This window comes from Neobacillus mesonae (genome assembly GCF_023715155.1).
In the GTDB taxonomy this organism is placed as follows: Bacteria; Bacillota; Bacilli; order Bacillales; family Cytobacillaceae; genus Neobacillus; species Neobacillus mesonae_A.
Genome location: NZ_JAMBNQ010000017.1, coordinates 84,088 through 102,382 on the forward strand (window position 1 = coordinate 84,088; position 18,295 = coordinate 102,382).

The 18,295-nt window shown below is 37.5% G+C and carries 17 protein-coding genes; 10 read left to right on the forward strand and 7 right to left on the reverse strand.

The genetic code is table 11. The features are described from left to right. Positions 1–19: 19 nt before the first annotated feature. On the forward strand, positions 20–778 hold the full coding sequence (locus M3183_RS15015) for an ABC transporter permease (RefSeq protein WP_251470921.1): 759 nt from the start codon (positions 20–22) through the stop codon (positions 776–778). A 99-nt stretch (positions 779–877) separates the two neighbouring features. On the opposite strand, the gene M3183_RS15020 is transcribed toward M3183_RS15015, so the two are convergent. Continuing rightward, on the reverse strand, positions 878–1,033 hold the full coding sequence (locus tag M3183_RS15020) for a hypothetical protein (protein ID WP_251470922.1): 156 nt from the start codon (positions 1,031–1,033) through the stop codon (positions 878–880). A 252-nt stretch (positions 1,034–1,285) separates the two neighbouring features. On the opposite strand from M3183_RS15020, the gene M3183_RS15025 reads away from it, so the two are divergent. Next, the gene (locus M3183_RS15025; protein ID WP_251470923.1) at positions 1,286–2,584 is read left to right on the forward strand and encodes a C40 family peptidase; all 1,299 of its coding nucleotides are present in this window, start codon (positions 1,286–1,288) and stop codon (positions 2,582–2,584) included. A gap of 247 nt (positions 2,585–2,831) precedes the next feature. Here M3183_RS15025 and M3183_RS15030 read toward each other — a convergent pair whose 3' ends face one another. From M3183_RS15030 to M3183_RS15050, 5 genes are all read right to left on the reverse strand, one after another. Then, entirely contained in the window at positions 2,832–4,361 is a 1,530-nt protein-coding gene (locus M3183_RS15030) for a tripartite tricarboxylate transporter permease (protein WP_251470925.1), read from the reverse strand. 18 nt (positions 4,362–4,379) lie between these two features. Then, positions 4,380–4,826 (reverse strand): tripartite tricarboxylate transporter TctB family protein, encoded by a 447-nt coding sequence (locus M3183_RS15035; RefSeq protein ID WP_251470927.1) that lies wholly within the window; start codon positions 4,824–4,826, stop codon positions 4,380–4,382. 86 nt (positions 4,827–4,912) lie between these two features. Next, entirely contained in the window at positions 4,913–5,959 is a 1,047-nt protein-coding gene (locus M3183_RS15040) for a tripartite tricarboxylate transporter substrate binding protein (RefSeq protein ID WP_251470929.1), read from the reverse strand. Between the two features lie 61 nt (positions 5,960–6,020). Continuing rightward, on the reverse strand, positions 6,021–6,971 hold the full coding sequence (locus M3183_RS15045; protein ID WP_251470930.1) for a phosphotriesterase family protein: 951 nt from the start codon (positions 6,969–6,971) through the stop codon (positions 6,021–6,023). A 60-nt stretch (positions 6,972–7,031) separates the two neighbouring features. Then, positions 7,032–8,291, reverse strand: a complete 1,260-nt coding sequence (locus tag M3183_RS15050; RefSeq protein ID WP_251470931.1) for an MFS transporter — start codon at positions 8,289–8,291, stop codon at positions 7,032–7,034. A 380-nt stretch (positions 8,292–8,671) separates the two neighbouring features. Here M3183_RS15050 and M3183_RS15055 point away from each other — a divergent pair, with 380 nt between their 5' ends. The 4 genes from M3183_RS15055 to M3183_RS15070 all read left to right on the forward strand — a co-directional run bounded on the left by M3183_RS15055 (position 8,672) and on the right by M3183_RS15070 (position 13,549). Further along, positions 8,672–9,556 (forward strand): LysR family transcriptional regulator, encoded by an 885-nt coding sequence (locus M3183_RS15055; protein ID WP_251470932.1) that lies wholly within the window; start codon positions 8,672–8,674, stop codon positions 9,554–9,556. A gap of 353 nt (positions 9,557–9,909) precedes the next feature. Then, positions 9,910–10,674, forward strand: coding sequence for an SDR family NAD(P)-dependent oxidoreductase (locus M3183_RS15060; protein WP_251470933.1), 765 nt, complete (start codon positions 9,910–9,912; stop codon positions 10,672–10,674). A gap of 63 nt (positions 10,675–10,737) precedes the next feature. After that, positions 10,738–11,763 carry a zinc-dependent alcohol dehydrogenase gene (locus tag M3183_RS15065; RefSeq protein WP_251470934.1) on the forward strand — a complete coding sequence of 342 codons (1,026 nt, stop codon included), beginning with the start codon at positions 10,738–10,740 and terminating at the stop codon, positions 11,761–11,763. Positions 11,764–11,830: 67 nt separating this feature from the next. Beyond that, a complete protein-coding gene (locus M3183_RS15070; RefSeq protein ID WP_251470936.1) occupies positions 11,831–13,549 on the forward strand; it encodes a thiamine pyrophosphate-binding protein in 1,719 nt (572 codons plus the stop codon). Between the two features lie 690 nt (positions 13,550–14,239). Here M3183_RS15070 and M3183_RS15075 read toward each other — a convergent pair. Further along, on the reverse strand, positions 14,240–14,860 hold the full coding sequence (locus M3183_RS15075) for a hypothetical protein (RefSeq protein WP_251470938.1): 621 nt from the start codon (positions 14,858–14,860) through the stop codon (positions 14,240–14,242). A gap of 114 nt (positions 14,861–14,974) precedes the next feature. On the opposite strand from M3183_RS15075, the gene M3183_RS15080 reads away from it, so the two are divergent. The 4 genes from M3183_RS15080 to M3183_RS15095 all read left to right on the forward strand — a co-directional run bounded on the left by M3183_RS15080 (position 14,975) and on the right by M3183_RS15095 (position 18,003). Beyond that, on the forward strand, positions 14,975–15,310 hold the full coding sequence (locus M3183_RS15080) for a L,D-transpeptidase (protein ID WP_251470940.1): 336 nt from the start codon (positions 14,975–14,977) through the stop codon (positions 15,308–15,310). 149 nt (positions 15,311–15,459) lie between these two features. After that, entirely contained in the window at positions 15,460–15,810 is a 351-nt protein-coding gene (locus M3183_RS15085) for a CotD family spore coat protein (protein ID WP_285879916.1), read from the forward strand. Positions 15,811–16,415: 605 nt separating this feature from the next. Then, positions 16,416–17,324 (forward strand): polysaccharide deacetylase family protein, encoded by a 909-nt coding sequence (locus M3183_RS15090; RefSeq protein ID WP_251470942.1) that lies wholly within the window; start codon positions 16,416–16,418, stop codon positions 17,322–17,324. A gap of 34 nt (positions 17,325–17,358) precedes the next feature. After that, the gene (locus M3183_RS15095; protein ID WP_251470944.1) at positions 17,359–18,003 is read left to right on the forward strand and encodes a YkyA family protein; all 645 of its coding nucleotides are present in this window, start codon (positions 17,359–17,361) and stop codon (positions 18,001–18,003) included. Positions 18,004–18,295 lie beyond the last annotated feature (292 nt).

Below are 18,295 nucleotides of genomic sequence, written 5' to 3' on the forward strand. Positions count from 1 at the left end.
GAAAAAGCGATGTGAAAAAATGCTAAAGTTTAAAACCATTGTCAATATCGTCATCAGTATCATTATTGTCATTGCCGTTTGGCAATTATTGATTGTCATTGGAGGTTTTGATGCCGCCCTTTTTCCAGCCCCATTACAAGTATGGCATGGAATCATTGAACTGATTAAAGATGGGACCCTATTCGAACATTTTAAAGTGAGTATCCTCCGCTTTTTGGCTGGATATCTTTCGGCAGTGATATGCGCTGTTCTCTTAGGACTTATTTTTGGCAGAATTCCTGCATTATGGGGCGTGATCGACCCAATCGTCCAAGTGTTACGGCCGGTTTCTCCGATTGCATGGTCACCTTTTATTGTCCTATGGTTTGGCATTGGGAATATGCCAGCCATCGTGATTATTTTTATCGCGGCCTTTTTTCCCGTATTAGTCCCTACTGTTGCTGCTGTGAGAAAAGTCGATAGCACCTACTTGAAGGTAGCCCAAAATTTTGAAATGAAAGGGTTTCAGTTATTACGTAAGATTATCTTTCCAGCGGCCTTTCCCTATATCGCAAGTGGACTTCATATTGCGGTGGGGACGGCGTGGATCTTTCTTGTAGCTGGCGAGATGGTAGGAACACAGTCCGGTCTGGGATATTTGATTGTCGATTCAAGGAATAGCCTGCGGCTTGATTTAGTCATGGCTGGGATTATCTTTATTGGTGTTGCCGGGCTGCTTCTCGATAAAGCGGTTGGGCTCTTTGAAAAATGGATCAATCGGATTTGGGGAAGAGCTTAGTTTTCTGTCTTCCCCCAACATCTAAGGGGATTATAAAGTTTTCCATTAAAATATGAAAAGGCTGCCGATTTCAATTCCGGCAGCCTTTCCTATTTATATTTAGCCAATCATTAAATTCCGCAAATCTGTTTTTAATTCTTCCATGATTTCTTCGAGTGTTACTTCTTTGTTATTCCGGCCCTTTTCATATGCCTTTTTTACAATTTCGAAAAACAGAGCATTGTCCGGGCTGAGTTTTATTTCCTCCTTTTTCAATTCAAGGATCCTCCTATATTTTCATAATTACATATTTTACTATAAGGATAGGCGATTGTAAATCAATTACCATTTGAAATTTGTAGAAATTTTGTGAACTTCGTCGATTTAAGTCTATTTCGAAAGGCACATCACGATCATTCTACAAAAACCTCAGAATAATTTTCATTTTTATGAAAATCTTTCCTACAAAACCTAGCAATCTATGGTAAAATTATGAGAAAAACAGAAGAATTAGAGGTGATTTGTCAAGTGAAGAAAACAATCGTTCGGACGCTGTCGACAGCTGCGTTTTTTTCTATTGTGTATGCTGGGACGGCGCACGCGGATACATATCATGTAAAAAAAGGCGATACTTTATCAAAGATTGCCAGCCAATATCATACAAGTGTTGCTAACCTAAAAAAACTTAATGGCTTAACATCAGATCTTATCCACATCAATCAGCCGCTTCAGGTTTCCACTGCTGTTAAAAACACCCAATCATCAACGTCAACTGCCTATACTGTTGTCAAAGGTGATGCGCTAATTAAGATTGCCAATCGTTTTCATGTGACCGTTGGTGAACTTAAAAAGTGGAACAATCTTGGCAGCGACATGATTTATGTTGGACAGAAGCTAAAGGTTTCAGGCAGTGCAGGAGCTGCGTTTAAAACTGAAAACGTGAAACCAGCGGCATCGAAGCCGGCTGCAACCACCACGGCACAGAAACCAGCAGCATCAACCGGAACAGCCACATATACCATCAAAAGCGGCGACTACCTGGGTAAGATTGCTAAGAATGTTGGCACAACCGTTGCACAATTAAAGTCTCTTAACCATCTTAAGTCTGACTTGATTTTTCCTGGACAGACACTGAAGGTGCCGGGAAAAGCGCAAGTGAAGCCGGCAGTGACTTCAAAACCAGCAGCACAAGCAAAACCAGCTGTAACCGCTAAGCCTGCAGTTTCAGCAAAACCAGCGGCAGCCTCTAAGCCAGCAGCAACAACTGATTATGTCATTAAAAGCGGTGATACACTCGGCAAAATTGCCGCTCAGTTTGATTCAACCGTTTCGGAAGTGAAAAGGCTGAATAATCTTTCGTCCCATTTAATTTATGCCGGACAAAAACTGAAAGTGCCTGGCCAAGCTAGCGCGAAACAGCCTGTTACTTCCATTAAGACAGAATCCATTTCGAATTCGAATTCCTTTTCAGGTTCGAATTTGGTTTCGGTTGCGAAAAGCTTAATGGGCACTCCATATACCTGGGGCGGCAGCAGTCCTTCAGGTTTCGATTGCAGCGGATTTATCTATTATGTTGCCAACAAAGCTGGCAAGTCCGTTCCACGTACTTCTGCGGAAGGCTACTACAGCCGGAGCTATTACGTGGACAAGCCGAAGATTGGCGATCTAGTCTTTTTTGAAAATACCTATAAAAAAGGCATCTCCCACCTTGGCTTCTATATCGGCAACAATCAATTTATTCACGCCGCCGATCAAGGTGTCATTATCTCAAGTCTGGATAATGTATATTACAAAGCACATTTTGATTCATTTAAGAGTTTTTATTAATCATAGTGAAAGCCAGTCCACATTTATTTATGGACTGGCTTTTTCATTGAACGGGTTCTTTACGGCAAAGAAACAGATGTATCCTTAAACCTGCAGATATCTCTTTTAAAAGGTCCTCATTAAGGCCTCTAAAAAACACCTAAATGTATGCGTCCATAGTTATGTCAAAATTACGTTAATAGGGGTCCCACTTTTGCCTGTGGGACCCCCTTGTTTAGCTATTTCAACACACTAAGTTTTTAGTCTATTATGTTTTAATACCAGCATCCTCTTGTTCATCGGTTAAAGAAGCCTTTTTAAAGGGTAAAAACCTTTTAAAAACGTTCCATAGTACAATTAAGATTGATATTCCTAATAAAATGGCTGTGATTGGTCTTTCAAAGAACATAAGGAAACTTCCTTCCGTCATTATTAACCCTTGACGGAGACCTTCTTCAAACATTTGTCCTAACACCAATCCGACCACTAACGGTGCAGGTTCATAATCACAATACTTCATGATAAAACCAACTACTCCAAATACAAACATAATCCATAAATCAAAAATGCTATTATTAATACTATAGGCTCCAATAAACATAATGCCAGTAATAATTGGCATAAGGATTTTAATTGGTACTTTAGTTAAGGAGGCAAATACTCCTACAAGAGGAAGATTTAAAATTAGCAGCATGACATTCCCAATATACATACTTGCTACTACTAACCAAAATAAATCACCATGTTGTGAAATAAACATTGGTCCGGGGGTTATTCCGTGAATTAGTAATCCTCCAAGCAATAAAGCAGTTGGTGGCGAAAAGGGGAAACCTAATGCTAAAAATGGAATCATTGCACTTGTTGATGCAGCATTATTGGCAGATTCCGGTCCCGCTACACCTTCAATCGCTCCTTTTCCAAATTCCTCTGGGTGTCTAGAGAGCCTTTTTTCCAGCCTATAAGAAATTAGTGTGGACATAAATCCAGCTGGTCCAGGAAGTAATCCCATTGGAAATCCAACAAAGGTACCTCTTATAATAGGCCATATTGACCTTTTTGTTTCTTGTTTATTGGGATACATCTCCTTGAGTTTTATTTTTATCATTTTATTGTTTTGATAAGGTGTAAGGGCAACTGAAAAAATTTCAGCAAGACCAAACAACCCCATTACGACTGGTACTAAATCGATTCCTTTAGACAGTTCCAGCACATTAAAGGTTAAGCGGTCTTCACCGGTTACTAAATCAACTCCAACCGTGCTTAACATTAATCCAATGATCACCATCAAAAATGACTTTCCAAAAGAGCCTCCAGTTAAATTACTTAAGATAATTAATCCAAATACGCCTAATGCAAAGAATTCCGGGGGACCGAAAGCGAGTGCCGCATTTGCTAACAAAGGTGCAAAAAACATAAGTCCAACTATAGCAAGCGTGCCAGCAATCCAAGAACCTATTGCAGCTATCGATAAAGCAGCTCCGGCCCGGCCTTTTCTTGCCATTTGATATCCATCAAGTGTAGTAACTAGAGAGGCTGCTTCACCTGGTAAATTAACAAGAATAGAAGTAATAGAACCCCCATACATCGCTCCATAATAAATACCTGCGAGCATGATAAGTCCTGCTCCCGGCCCCATCCCAAAACTTAAAGGCAATAGAATGGCCATGGCACCAGTTGGCCCAATTCCCGGCAGAACCCCTGTAATTTGCCCGACCAATACCCCCAAAAAACATACAAGTAACATTTCTAATGAGAGAGCAGACATTAAACCATTTGCTAAGTTAGCAAGTGCATCCATACTTATTTAGTTCCTCCCTTAAAAGATCCCAGAAGGGAATGGAATTTGAAGAAAAGTAAATAGAAAGTAAACAATTGTTGTGAAAATGCCTGCAAATAAAATAGAAGAAATCCATCTGCGGAGACCAGAGATCTTAGCTAGACTAACAATTAACAGAAATAACATAATGATCCCAATAGTTTTATAGGTTAGTAAAAATATGACGATGCTTAGGACATAACCAGCAAATCGGAGAATGCCCCGTTTGGTGAAATCCTCCAATTTCTCTATCTTTTTAATAAAGAAGCCTTTTACCAAAAATCCAAAAGATAAAAGAGTACCTATTACTCCGAGAGTAGTAGGTAAAAATCCAGGTCCTGGCATGCCAGCACTGCCAAAAGATATTCTGAAGGAATAAATTAAATACACTATACAAAACAAAAATAATCCGGCATTCGTTATGTTTGTTATCAATTTGTTACTCAAATGATTACCACCTGCCTATCCAAAATAATATAAATTGATCATATTCCGGTTTGAATCAACTAATCGATAACATTCAAACAATATTTTTATTGTTTTCCAACACCAAATTTGTCAATCATCTTTTGATTTACTTCCTTCATCCCATTCAATTGGGTTTTAATTTCTTCACCTTCTATAGCTTTCACTGTCATTTTTAATGTTTCCGCATTTTTTTTGAAATCAGGATCCGCTAAAACTTTTTTCATATTTTCTTGTAAATATGTCACAATTTCATCAGGTGTGTCTTTAGGAACTGCTAAGTAATACCAAGCTGAGAAGTCGTGATCTTTAAATTCAAAATCAATTCCGGCTTTTTCCAGCTCCTCTGCAATAGTTGGAACATCGGGAAATAGATCGAGTCGTTCAGGTGTAAAGATACCCAGCACCTTTAACTGTCCATTTTTAATGTACTCTGCTGATTCCATTGGATGTACTGCTGCAATATCAATATGTCCCCCAATAATTGCGGCAATGGATTCATTATTTGCCTTAAATGGGACATTGGATGTTTTGATGCCTGCAGCGTTAAAAAAGGCGGTATGTGCCAAATCATTTACTGTACCTACTCCAGGATGTCCAACTTTCAGTGTTTTTCCTTTTGATTCGTTAATGAGATCCTGAACAGAATTGATTTTACTCTTGCCATCTACAACCAATAGTAATGGATTATATACAACACTTGAGATAAATTTAAAATCATCCATGTTGTAATTTAATTGTTTTACTAGTGGCTGCATCGTAAGTGTTGTACCGGTAACAAGGCCGACAGTATATCCATCTCCAGCTGCATTTGCTGTTTCAGATGCTCCAATCGTTCCGCTGGCCCCCGCCCGGTTCACTACAACCATTGATTTTCCAATGTATTTTTGGGCTGATTCTGCAATCGCTCTACCTACTGTATCCGTACTGCCGCCAGCAGCGAAAGGAACGATTAGATTAATGGATTTTTTAGGAAAATCAAGTTTTGTTTCAGTAGATGCAGACTTTGAATTTGCTTGAGTAGATTCTGAGGTTTGATTGGAGTTACAGCCTGCTAGTATGATAGAGATCAACCCCAATGCCCAAAAGAGCTTTTTCAATTTCATTATTTTCATTACCTTCCCACTCCCCCACAATTTTCTTACTGCCTGAAGACAATTATTTTCCTAAAGCTGATCAGATTTCATCACTGCCTTTAAACCATCTCTGTACATTCAAAAGCATCATATCTTTAATCTGTGCTTCAGTGACTCCTAGTTCAATTAATTCAGGTACAATTTCATCCATAATATAGGACATTGACCACTTGGGCCTTTTTTTCTTTTCGCTTTCCGGAAACCAATCCGTAGAGCAGCAGTAATCCTGGGATAAAAACATTCTATTAGAAAAACCCTGCTTCACCAATTCAATAACGGTTGCATTTCGTTTTTCAGATGACATTCTGGCCGTTATTCCATAACGATCCATACCAATAAATGCTCCATAAGATAGAACTTTTAATATATATTCCAAGTTATCTGTGTCTCCAGTATGTCCAATGAGAATAGAATTAGGTGCAACACCTTCTTCCATTAAAATTTCTAACTGCCTAATTCCATTCATACTTTGTGGATGTGAGTGAGTCATAATAGGTACACCCGTTACTTTATGGGCCCGTGCCACAGCTCGTATGACTTTTTCAACATCTGGGGTAAATCCCTGTTCGTCTGTTGCACATTTCAGAAATCCTGCTTTTATAGAAGTATTTTGAATACCAACTTCTATGTCTCTGACAAAAAGTTGTGCCATATAATCAATATCCCTATTTTGAAAATGTTGTGGAATATCGTTAAATGTGTAAATCCCTGTTGCACAGATAATCTGCATCTCTGTTTCAAGGGCAACCTTTTCCATAAATTGAACATCTCTTCCAAGCCCCATGACTGTTGGGTCACAAATTGTCTTGATCCCCTGCATCTTTACCCTGTTTACTTGTTCTACTGCATTCTTAAATTCTTTTTCTTCATCATAAATATGAGGAAACTGAACGAGTACTGCTTCAGAACAAATCCGCAAATGTTCATGTATTAATGTACTACCAAGTTCTGAAATACTTAATCTACCAGTGACAGTATTCACATATTGCATAGATGAATCTCCTTTTTACTGAAAGTTTCTTAGATAATTAAGGCAAAAAATAGTATTTTTTTAAATATCCATAATAGCTTCATCATTAGAATATTCGGATGCGATATGTTCTGTTTTATTTAGAACAGTAAATATGATTCCAAATACATAACAAATGGATCCAAAGATTAATACTGCAGTGCTTAGCTGCATATTTTCTGCCATAAATCCTACAATAGTGGGTGCAAAAGCCCCTCCTATCCTTCCTATATTAAATGTAAGTCCAACTCCAGTTGCTCTTAAGTGGGCAGGATATAATTCTCCTAGATAAGCACCGAATGTTCCCCAATATCCATAAATAACAAAACCAAATAGGATTCCTACTAGAAAAAGCAAGGTTACATTTTGAATGAGCATATAGGCGAAAATGAGGACGATTGACAGAGATTGTCCTAGCAATAAGGTGAGCTTTCTAGAGTATTTATCCGATAAATATCCACCAACTTGGTGACCAAACACCGCACCAATATTTAAAACTATTAAAAACCAACTTGCCATCCCAACCGGCAAATGATGACTTTTCACTAAAAAAGTGGGTATCCAAGACGAAGCAGCCCAGTATGCACCTAAATTAAACAGCATAAGTATACTTGCCAATATCGTTCGTTTTGCATAACCATCTTTAAAAAGCATCAAAAGGGTAAAGGTACTTTTTTCTTTCTGAACATCTTTTGTTTCTTTCTTCCAATTTGGCGGTTCCTTTAATCCTTTTCTAAAAAATAATATAATGAAGGCAGGTAATATACCTATTAGGAACAGAGCCCTCCATCCAAATGCAGGTAAAATTAAGAATCCAAGTAATGATGCAATAGCATACCCCACAGGATAACCACTATGAACAAGTGAAGTTGCCTTTGCCCTATGCTTTTTCGGCCAATATTCGGAAATGAGTGAGGCTCCAAGCCCCCATTCTCCTCCTAATCCAAATCCAACGAAAAATCGAATAATTCCAAGCTGCAATGGATCTTGTGCAAAAGCTGAAATACCAGTAAAAATGGAAAAAAAGATGACAGTGAATGTTAACATTTTTACTCTGCCAAAATAATCACCTAAGATGCCAAAGCTAATTCCTCCTACCATCATTCCTACTAATGTGGCAGAACTAATAAGACCTGCTTCCCCGGTTGACATATTCCATTCTGTTAATAAAAGAGGAATAACAAGAGCCAAAAGCATTGCATCCATTGAATCCATGCACCAACCTGCAAAAGATGTCCATAAACTTTTCCATTGGTTTTTTCCTACTTCAGGGTCTTTTCTTACATCTGAAGAAAAAATCATAATTTTCCTCCTCGCCTATTTAGTAAAATTCTTACCTCCAAAGTTTTGCAGCACCTCCTTTTAAATTAATTTAGGGCATCCTCTTGATGTAAGCGCTTGTATCTTTTACAAGAGCAAATGAGAATAAAAGCATGATTATCTAAAGCAGAAGAAAAAATAATCAGCAAGGATCCTACAGATATTTCTAAAAAGCTCTCTCCTACTTGTCAGATAATTCATAATCCTTTATTTCATGATAAACAAACACTTTACAAATGTACAATATATTTCTAATATTATTATCATATCCCCAACATATGATAATTGAGTAAATTATCAAATAAACTATGGTTATGTCATTCTGAAAATTCGAAATACACAAATAAACGAGGTGGGAGCAAATGGACTTTAGAAATTTTAAGTATTTTGAAGCAGTGGCAAGGTTAGGTAATATTACAAAGGCTGCTAAGGAATTAAACATGTCCCAGCCACCACTTAGCCAGCAAATTCTAAATATGGAGAATAACTTAGGGGTCATGTTATTTGAAAGGCATAAAAAAGGAGTAACCTTGACTGAAGAAGGAAAACTCCTATTACAAAAGGTAACCCCTATCCTTCGTCAATATCATGAACTTCTCGGCTATTTATCAGATCCTCAAAAACTGGTTATGGGAAATATTACGTTAGCTACTTTACCAATTTTCTCCGCTCCTATTTGCGAGACATTGACACAGATATGGAGCGAAAACATAAATATTCATTTTTCAATTAAAGAAGGCCATTCCAAAACCATCGTTTCATTAGTCCAAAGTGGAGAGGCCCATTTGGGAATTACTCGTTTACCTATACATAATACAGAACTTAATTACTCTATTCTAGGAAACGATCCTATTCGAGTTGTTCTTCGTAAAGATGATCCATTAAGTTCAAAGAAAAAAATTTTACCAAATGATTTAAAGGGGAGGCCATTGGTTTTAATCCGTGGAAGTACTACCCATAGTGCATTCTCACAAATTGTGCAGAGGTTTGAAGAGAATAAGATAAAGCCTAATATCATCGGACATGCAGAAACGGTTCTTACACTTCTTAAGATGGTGAAACATGGACCGGGAATCGGACTCGCCCCGCAGTCTGGATGTTCCCAATCAACAGATGATTTAGAAATAGTACCATTTGGAGAATCAGAGATTTACATCCCTACTGCTATTATATGGCGGCAAAATGAGACGAATCCTACAGTATTAAAATTAAAGAAGTTAATCACTAAGTATTGTGCTATAAAGTAACGTTCCTAAGTTTATTGAAAAAAAACCATCTCTATTTTATTAGGAGAGATGGTTTTTTTATAGGTGTACAGACTTAGGTACTGTTTTTTTATAAATTAAGTCTTTTAAGTATAGATTGATATTTATAAAACATATGAGTTACATATGGATAACATATCATTTTAATATTTTACATATTGATTACTATTTTTTAAACTTTTATTAAAGAGTTAAATTCGAAATGTTCTAAATATTGTGGTGGATATATCCTTTAGACGTTTATTTTTTAATTCTTTATCAATTTAAATTCAATAAACAAACTAAAATTAGTAACAACTTTTTTAAAATGTTTATATTTTCGAAGGAGCGACGATATGGGGAATTTAAATAATGCTGTCAGCTGGGTAACAGGGGCCACCGGGAGTATAGGAAGTGCGGCATGTAAAGCTTTAGCAAAATCAGGTAGTCACGTAGTAGTTTCAGATATTGACTTTGACCGTGCTCAGGACCTTTCTATCCAATTAAAAGATTTAGGTGTTGAGGCTTTACCAATTAAACTAGACGTTTCGGATCAAAAAGGCGTTGAATATGCTGCAAAGGTTATAAAAGATACGTTTGGGCGATTGGACATTCTGGTAAATGGTGCGGGTATATCACCAAAAGGAAAAAACGGACGAGTTCCTGTGGAAAACATGGATGTTGAAGAATGGCATAGAGTGATAAACATTAATTTACATGGTGCATTTTATACCTCGCAGGCTGCTGTTAAATTAATGAAAGAAAATCAAAGTGGTCATATTGTGAATATTGCCTCTCAAGCTGGAAGATCCTATAGTGCCGTTACCGGAGCCCATTATGCTGTTAGTAAAGCAGGTCTTATTTCTCTTACGCGCCAAATGGCTGGGGAACTCGGTCCAAGTGGAATTTATGTAAATGCAGTTGCTCCAGGACGTATTGACACTCCTATGATTAAAGATGTTGCTGAAGAAGTAAACCGACAAATAATAAATAATATTCCATTAAGACGACTAGGAACACCTGAAGAAGTAGCAAATACTATTCTATTTCTAGTTACTCCTCAATCAAGTTATCTTACTGGAGTAGTTATAGATATAAATGGCGGAAGATTGATGATATAGTAATTAATTTTGGTAAAGTACACCAGGCAGGTATTTCATTGAAATAAATTGGAGGAATTATTGGTGAAAGCTCTACTTAAACAAAGCTTTGATGCTGGGGATGTTTCGTTGCAGCAAGTAGTTAAACCAGAACCTGGTCATAATGAAGTGGTCATTAAAGTACACTTTGCCGGGATTTGTGGAACAGACATGAAAATATATGATGGACATTATCATGCTTATAAGAAGCCTTTGGTCCTTGGACACGAATTTAGCGGCCAAGTTGCAGAAGTTGGTCCTGGTGTAGAGGGTTTAGTTATTGGCACGAATGTTGTAGCCCGTACGATTTACTCTTCATGCGGGAAATGTGAATCATGTATTAGAGGAAGAGAAAATCTTTGTCCGGAAAAGACTCGAATTGGTTTTGATCATGATGGAGTTTTTACTGAGTATGTAAAAGTTCATAAAGATCAAATCCATGTTCTGCCAAAAGAAATTGATTTGGTTACAGCAGCATTATTAGAACCTTTTACAGTGGCAGTACATGCTTTGAATCAAATTACAATTAAGCCATCCGACGTAGTTCTTGTAATAGGTCCTGGGCCGATTGGACTTATGACAGTACTTCTTTGTAAAGCCTATGGTGCTACAGTTGTTGCAGCTGGACTTGAGCAAGACAAGAAGAGACTGGAATTAGCTCAAAAAGTGGGAGCTGATTTGGTTTTAGTTTCTGATCAAAATAATAGTGAGGCTGCATTATTGGATTTAACAGACGGCCAAGGCCCAAACATTGTTTTGGAGTGTTCTGGGACTGCAGGAGGCGTTAATCAAGGTTTAGAGTTATGCAGAAGAAGTGGTCAATATCTGCAAATAGGCACTCGGAGCACCCCTATAACTGTTGATTTTATGAAAATTGCTTACAAGGAGATTAAAGTTACTGGGAGTATTGGACACACGAAACTTGATTGGGAAAACTCGATTCGTATTGTTCAAGATGGAAAAGTTGATTTTTCACCTTTAATTGATCATTTTTATTACCTAGAGCAGTGGAATGAGGCCTTTCAAGCTTTTAAAAACAAAGAGCAGACCAAGGTACTCTTTAAGCTATAAGTTGGTGCTTAGTAGATTTCTAACCATATCTTTTCTATAAAAATACAAATTCACAGGAGGAATAGTTATGCAGCGTCATGGAGGTTATGTATTAGTTGATACACTTATTAGACATGGAGTAACACATATTTTTGGAATGCCAGGCGGGCAGGCAAATGCGTTTTATGATGCCTTATCACAACGTAAAGAAGATATCACTCATATTTTGATTAGAGATGAAACGACAGCAGGTTTCGCAGCAGATGCTTTTTCTAGAGTTACAGGCAGAATTGGGGTTTGTGATGCTACTGTAGGTCCTGGAGCTACTAAGTTCCCTTCCGGACTAATGGAAGCATTTAATAGTTCAGTACCTATTCTAGTACTTGTAAGTGACCACCCGCGAAATTCTGTTCTATTACAGCAATATGGCCGCATTAGTCAAGGTGGAAATCAACTTGACATGTTAAAGCCTTTTGCTAAAGAAACGTTTCATGTTCCAAGTATAGAGATGCTTTCTAAAGTGGTGTCTTCTGCCATTCATACGGCTGTTTCCGGACGTCCTGGTCCAGTTGTGGTTCAGATTCCTCAAGATGTTTTCCAATCTACAACAGAACTGGAACCGCTGTCAGGAACTAGTAATCACCCTAAATTCAGATGTTCAGCACCTGAATCTGAAATTGCTAAAGCAGTACGTCTTCTTACATCTGCTAAGAAGCCTATTATTCTTGCAGGTGGAGGTGTTCAACTTTCTCAAGCTTATGATGAGGTTGCCCAGTTGTCAGATAATTATAAGATTCCGGCGGTAACGACATTATCCGGTAAAGGAAGTGTGGCTGAAACTAATGACATATGCCTTGGAGTTTTGGGTGAGCTCGGAAGCCCTTGTGCGAAAACAGCTGCTGACCAGGCAGATGTCATTCTAGCTATAGGATATAAACATTCTCAAAATAGCTCTTATCGTTGGACTTGGCCAAGACAAGATCAGAAGCTCATTCATATTGACATTGATCCTGCTGAATTCGGACGAGTGATTCATGCAGATATTGCATTATGGGGAGATGCACGTGAGGTCCTTAATCAAATCTTGGCGGGGTTGAAGAGTTCAAACTTCCAAACTTCTAATGAATGGTTAAATGTGGTGAAAGCAGAAAAAGAAAAGTGGTTACAAACGCGTCATTTGGAGTGCTACAGTAAAAATAATCCTATATGGCCGCAAGCTGCTGTTCAAGCTATAGCGGATCAATTAGGGGAAAATGATTTTGTTACTTGTGATGCTGGTTTTTCCAGCGGCTGGGCTGGAGGTTTCCTGGAATTAAAAAGACAAGGTCGTCAAATTCTTCTGCCGCGTGGAGCTGCGGGATTAGGTTCTTCTTTACCATTTGCTCTTGGAGCCGCTATGGCTCGTCCAGGATCACATATAGTAGCTATTAGTGGTGATGGCGCATTTAGTTACAATGTTGGTGAACTAGCAACTCTAAAACAGCTAAATTTACCAATTATCAATGTGGTCTTTAATAATTCAGTTTTATCATGGTCAAAATGGACGCAGCAACTTAATTTTGATGGAAATAATCAATCTGTTGAGTTAGGAAGTTACGAGTTTGGAACGATTGCTGAAAGTTATGGAATCGTTGGAGAAAACGTTCGAAACATAGAAGATTTAGGACCGATTTTGAAACGTGAACTTGCAGCAAATCGTCCAAGTGTAATTAATGTGTATACAGATGAATGGCAATCTCCATCTATGCCTTATCGAGAAGCAATGGAAAAGGCAAAACAAGGAAATGTAACTAGTCAAGCATACTAACTTTTAATTTTGATATTAGTATTTGTTTTCAAATCATTTTTTAAAAGAAGTAAGTTTAGTATGTTAGTACAATCAAAAATCACCATATCTTTGTAAATTCGTATTTTCTTGCTTACCCCAAGTAATAAATGGGCCCTTATAAATAAGTAAGGGTCCATTTTATTACCGACTGCTGTCACAACAAGAATACTAGGTGGAAACCTTATAACAGAAAAGGGATTTTTTGCATCCAAACAAGTCGTTCATACAGATGTATATTTTGATGAATCGGCTAAAGGAGGAATAGGAGTTGAAGTCAATTTAATTCTAGACTTTTAGAAACCCAATCTACTAAATAATTAATTAGGAGTGCATATTCAAATGTTAAATACAGCCGTAAAATATATAAAAAATTATGTTGGCGGATTATGGATTGAAGCAAAGACTGAAAAAAGAGCAGGTTTATAACCTCGCAGCTGGAGAAGTCATTGCTCACGTACCGTTAAACGGAGTAATACCTCCAATTACTCCAATAGGATCACGGTAACGTCCAAACAAAACTGAAACATCAGAAACAGCGAAATATGTGAACAAAAACGGCCTCTTCCCCCCCGTCGCGGATATACAAAGCAATGTAATATGCTTTTTGTTGAATATAGATGAAGAATTTGCAAAGCGATTTGCTATTCTAGATATTTAACAAAACAGAGGTTATTTCATTTCTTTATCGGTCCATAAGACTTTGTATAAAAGTGCCGTCTCGGCATCTTCTATACCTGCAGGTAATTCACCATTTTCGCTTTCAACAGAACGCAGAGTATTTTGAGTCGTGCCTGCCCATGCTGCTAAATATACTGGTTTATTTTTTTCTAGACTCACCTTTTTATCTATTAGTCTGCTAAATGTAGACATGGTCATATGATTGGAATAATCTGTTGTGACAAGTCCAGATGGCACACCAGTTAACAGTTTTAAAGTATGGCCTTCCACCTCTTCGATACCACTGATTCCAAAAGAAATGAGGCTGTCTTTAAATTTTACTGTTTTTGGCCCATCCGAAGATTTTTGCAGTTCCTTTTCAAACTTACCGTTTTTAAACTCCTCCACTGAAAATTGCAGCAGATCCTCTTCCTTCAAAGCGCCATTCACTTTGAAAAATTCAATTTGCCCTACACCTGTCTTGCTAATAAGCAGTTTTTCCTTTTCACTCATGGTATAGGACTCAATGGTTATTTCCCTAGATGATGACGGTTCTTCTTTTTCTACACCTGTACACCCTGTTAACAACAAGATAAAAATGATAAGCAAACCATACTCTTTAAAATAACGCATCTTTTACTCCCCCTATTAACCACTATTTCAATTATTGTAAATTATCACCATTTTTTCAAATGAACAATGACTTGAATTCCCCCATACACTATTCAAAAAATGGAGTTGAAACTTATGGCGAGATGGATTGACGTATCCACTTCCAAACATCAATTAAAACTTTTTGATCGTCACAGGCTTTTAAAAACCTACCCGATAGCTGTTGGAAAGATTTTGTCACCCACTCCATCAGGGACCTACACAATTATCAATAAACAAAGCCATCCTGGCGGGCCATTTGGAGTGCTTTGGATGGGATTATCAAAACCTCATTATGGTATACACGGAACAAATAACCCAGCTTCTATCGGTAAGAATGTCTCACACGGATGTATTAGAATGTTTAATCATGATGTTTTAGAATTATCATCTAAAGTTCAAATTGGTACGAAAGTTTTAATCCATAAATGAATTTGTGATTTCGACGCCTATTTTTGTGTCCAAGACTTTGTCGTGTCCATCGTTGAATTTTTAAAAATAGGTAAACAACTAGTCCGCACAAGCAACAGTCACATAGACTAATGTGTGGCACAAGATAAATTCACATGGAGGTTATTTTAATGAGTAATAGAAATATGGGAATGGGTGGTTTTCCGTCTCCTATGATGCCGGGCCAATACGGTGCACCTGGATGCGGAACTCCGCCTCAATACTGTCCCCCTCAAGCGTTCCCGGCACAGTATGACCCGCCGCTTGTTTCACCGACACAACAATATGTGAAGACAAACTTATTCAACAAGGTGGTTCCGCATGTTCATCCATCACATACCACAACGGTGAACAAACTGCACGTTAATCATCAACACTATTTTCCGCACACTGAATCTTGCGTAAATGAATGCTGTGAAACACATACAATGTGCGGATGTCCAGTTAACCCTTGCTGCCCGTCAGGTCCATTCGGGTTTTAATATTCCCCCCTCCCCCAGGGGGGTTTTTCGTTTGCCAATTAAAATATGACGCTACAAGGACGTGGAACGTCAATACGCCTTTATTATACAGTTCAAATGATTCTTCAACTTGTTTTACTGCATCTTTCTCTAGGGAGCTCAGTTGATTCCTCTGTTCTTTCCCGCTGCTTCGTAAACCCTAATTTTTGTAAAAAAAATTAAAACAAGGATTTTTATGGAAAAGATGTACAAAAGATTAAATTTGTTAGTACATAAGAAATACTGAAGAAAGACTTTATATAAAAAGGCAGCCCATTGGTATGATAGAATGTTGGGAATATGTGACAATATATGTCGAAGGTTGTATAATGGAAGTACAATAAAATATTACCTAAACTGGATAGATTCAGTAAATTAAGAAGTTATTATCAGATGATATCCATTTGACCACTTAGAAAATATCAATCAGCAATAGATGAATGTTTAAGACATCATAAACTGTGTAAAAGAAATAGAAAGTAAGAATATATAATAGAAGGCTTTGTATCCCTCATGCCATTTTTATCGGGATATGTTTCTGTTCGTCAAAGTCTATCAATCTATCAAAAGGAATATGAGGTGAAGCTATGAAAAGGAGCAGGCGGATAAATATTAGGGGAAAAATTGTGGTGACGTTTCTTTTGACCATCATGATGGTTCTATTGTCTGGATTGGTTGGCAGTCATGAGGATAAGGCTAAAGGAAGTGACCCTGCTATACATACGACACCATTGGAGGCCTTGTCTTTTTCCTTTGAACCGGCAGCCTTTGCTGATTCTCCTTTAAGGCATTCCATTATTGAAAAAGAAATGCAAGAAAAAGAGATTGCCGGACACAAAGCAGCTGCCAAGCAAAATGAAGCAGATCAACGGGAGAATGCTATTTATCTAACATTTGATGATGGTCCATCATCGGTTTCTACTCAACTATTGGACATCTTAGATGAATATAAGATGAAAGCTACCTTTTTCATGCTTGGCCCCAACATGGAGAGATATCCTAAGGCCGTGAAACGTATGCATCAAGACGGATATGGACTGGCTTTACACGGTATTTCACATAGTGCTAAGAAGATTTATAGCAGTCCTGCTGCTCCAGTAGAAGAAATGGCAAAGGATCAGGAAATATTAGAGAACTTAACAGGTGTTCATACGAAACTTATCCGCCTTCCATATGGGAGTATCCCATACTTAACGGAAGATATGCGTTATTTATTGGATCAAAATGACTTTAACATTTGGGATTGGAATGTTGACAGCAGGGATTGGGAATTAAGGAGTAAACGGTATGTGCAGCATACCATTTATGAAATTCAGCAAATGGAACACTCAGGGGAAACCCCGATTATACTCTTGCATGATATACCAAAGACCGTTCAATACTTGCCGGAATTACTATCTTATATTAAGAAACAGGGGTATAAGACAAAAGTATTGACCAATGACATCCCACCAGTAACTTTTCCATGTAAAGGTCGCTGTCATCCAATTAACTAATTTTTCATGAGTCGAATTACGGGGGAAAATTTGGATGAATAGGTTTATTGTCGTTACCATTATACTAGGTTTAGCTGTTTTTCTTACTGGATGCGATTCTGACGAAAAGCAGGCAGGCGAAATCCATCAAAAAATGGAGGAATCCGCATCCTTTGAAAAAGAATTTGCTATGAATCAAAAAGAATTAGAGAATAATAGAAAAAAGGCACAATCCGTCTACAACAACTTAATGAATCTTGACATCAACGATACCGATGCAATCAAACAAAAATTAGATGATGCCAATATATATATTAAAAAGCAACAGAAGTCTTTAAGGGAAGCTGAAGTAAATTTCCAAAAGGCCTACACAAAATCAGCCTCTATCAAGGAAAATGCAAAGAAAATTCAAGATAAAAATCAAAAAAAGCAAGCAGCGAAACTAATGAAATTGATAGACGATCGAAAAAAGATTATAGATACCTTTTTTGACGAATATCACAATCTATTAAAACTACAAACTACATTTTACGAGGACCTTGGCAATAGGAAATATAACGTTGATAAATTCAATCAGCAAATTAATGAAATAAATAAGTACGGTCAAAACATGAAAGATATTATCCAACAATTCAATCAATATACCGAGCAGTATAATGAAGTAGAAAACGAGTATTATAAGCTGGCTGAACTAATTTAACAGGTAAGCGGAAAATCCCCCCGCCTTTCTTAGGAGGCCACTGAAAATCTTCGATTTTTTAGGAGACAAAATAAAATATAAAAAAAAGACGACTCAAGAATTCCAAAAGGTTGAATTTTGAGTCGCTTTTTTGATTAAGTGGGATATATATTCCACTTATATTAATCCATTAGTTTCAATATTCTTTTCAAATTAACTGTAAATATGGCCATGGCACCTTGTAATTCCATGCCAATTAGACCCGAGGATTTTGCTACATCATACCCGTGTCTGTGTTTTAATTCGCTATTTT

What these genes read in the sequence shown, in the direction of transcription:
- M3183_RS15015 (WP_251470921.1), top strand. Translation starts at nt 20, where the DNA reads ATGCTAAAGTTTAAAACCATTGTCAATATCGTCATCAGTATCATTATT.
- M3183_RS15030 (WP_251470925.1), bottom strand. Translation starts at nt 4,361, where the DNA reads ATGGATGCACTTGCTAACTTAGCAAATGGTTTAATGTCTGCTCTCTCA.
- M3183_RS15040 (WP_251470929.1), bottom strand. Translation starts at nt 5,959, where the DNA reads ATGAAAATAATGAAATTGAAAAAGCTCTTTTGGGCATTGGGGTTGATC.
- M3183_RS15045 (WP_251470930.1), bottom strand. Translation starts at nt 6,971, where the DNA reads ATGCAATATGTGAATACTGTCACTGGTAGATTAAGTATTTCAGAACTT.
- M3183_RS15050 (WP_251470931.1), bottom strand. Translation starts at nt 8,291, where the DNA reads ATGATTTTTTCTTCAGATGTAAGAAAAGACCCTGAAGTAGGAAAAAAC.
- M3183_RS15055 (WP_251470932.1), top strand. Translation starts at nt 8,672, where the DNA reads ATGGACTTTAGAAATTTTAAGTATTTTGAAGCAGTGGCAAGGTTAGGT.
- M3183_RS15060 (WP_251470933.1), top strand. Translation starts at nt 9,910, where the DNA reads ATGGGGAATTTAAATAATGCTGTCAGCTGGGTAACAGGGGCCACCGGG.
- M3183_RS15070 (WP_251470936.1), top strand. Translation starts at nt 11,831, where the DNA reads ATGCAGCGTCATGGAGGTTATGTATTAGTTGATACACTTATTAGACAT.
- M3183_RS15075 (WP_251470938.1), bottom strand. Translation starts at nt 14,860, where the DNA reads ATGCGTTATTTTAAAGAGTATGGTTTGCTTATCATTTTTATCTTGTTG.
- M3183_RS15080 (WP_251470940.1), top strand. Translation starts at nt 14,975, where the DNA reads ATGGCGAGATGGATTGACGTATCCACTTCCAAACATCAATTAAAACTT.
- M3183_RS15085 (WP_285879916.1), top strand. Translation starts at nt 15,460, where the DNA reads ATGAGTAATAGAAATATGGGAATGGGTGGTTTTCCGTCTCCTATGATG.
- M3183_RS15090 (WP_251470942.1), top strand. Translation starts at nt 16,416, where the DNA reads ATGAAAAGGAGCAGGCGGATAAATATTAGGGGAAAAATTGTGGTGACG.
- M3183_RS15095 (WP_251470944.1), top strand. Translation starts at nt 17,359, where the DNA reads ATGAATAGGTTTATTGTCGTTACCATTATACTAGGTTTAGCTGTTTTT.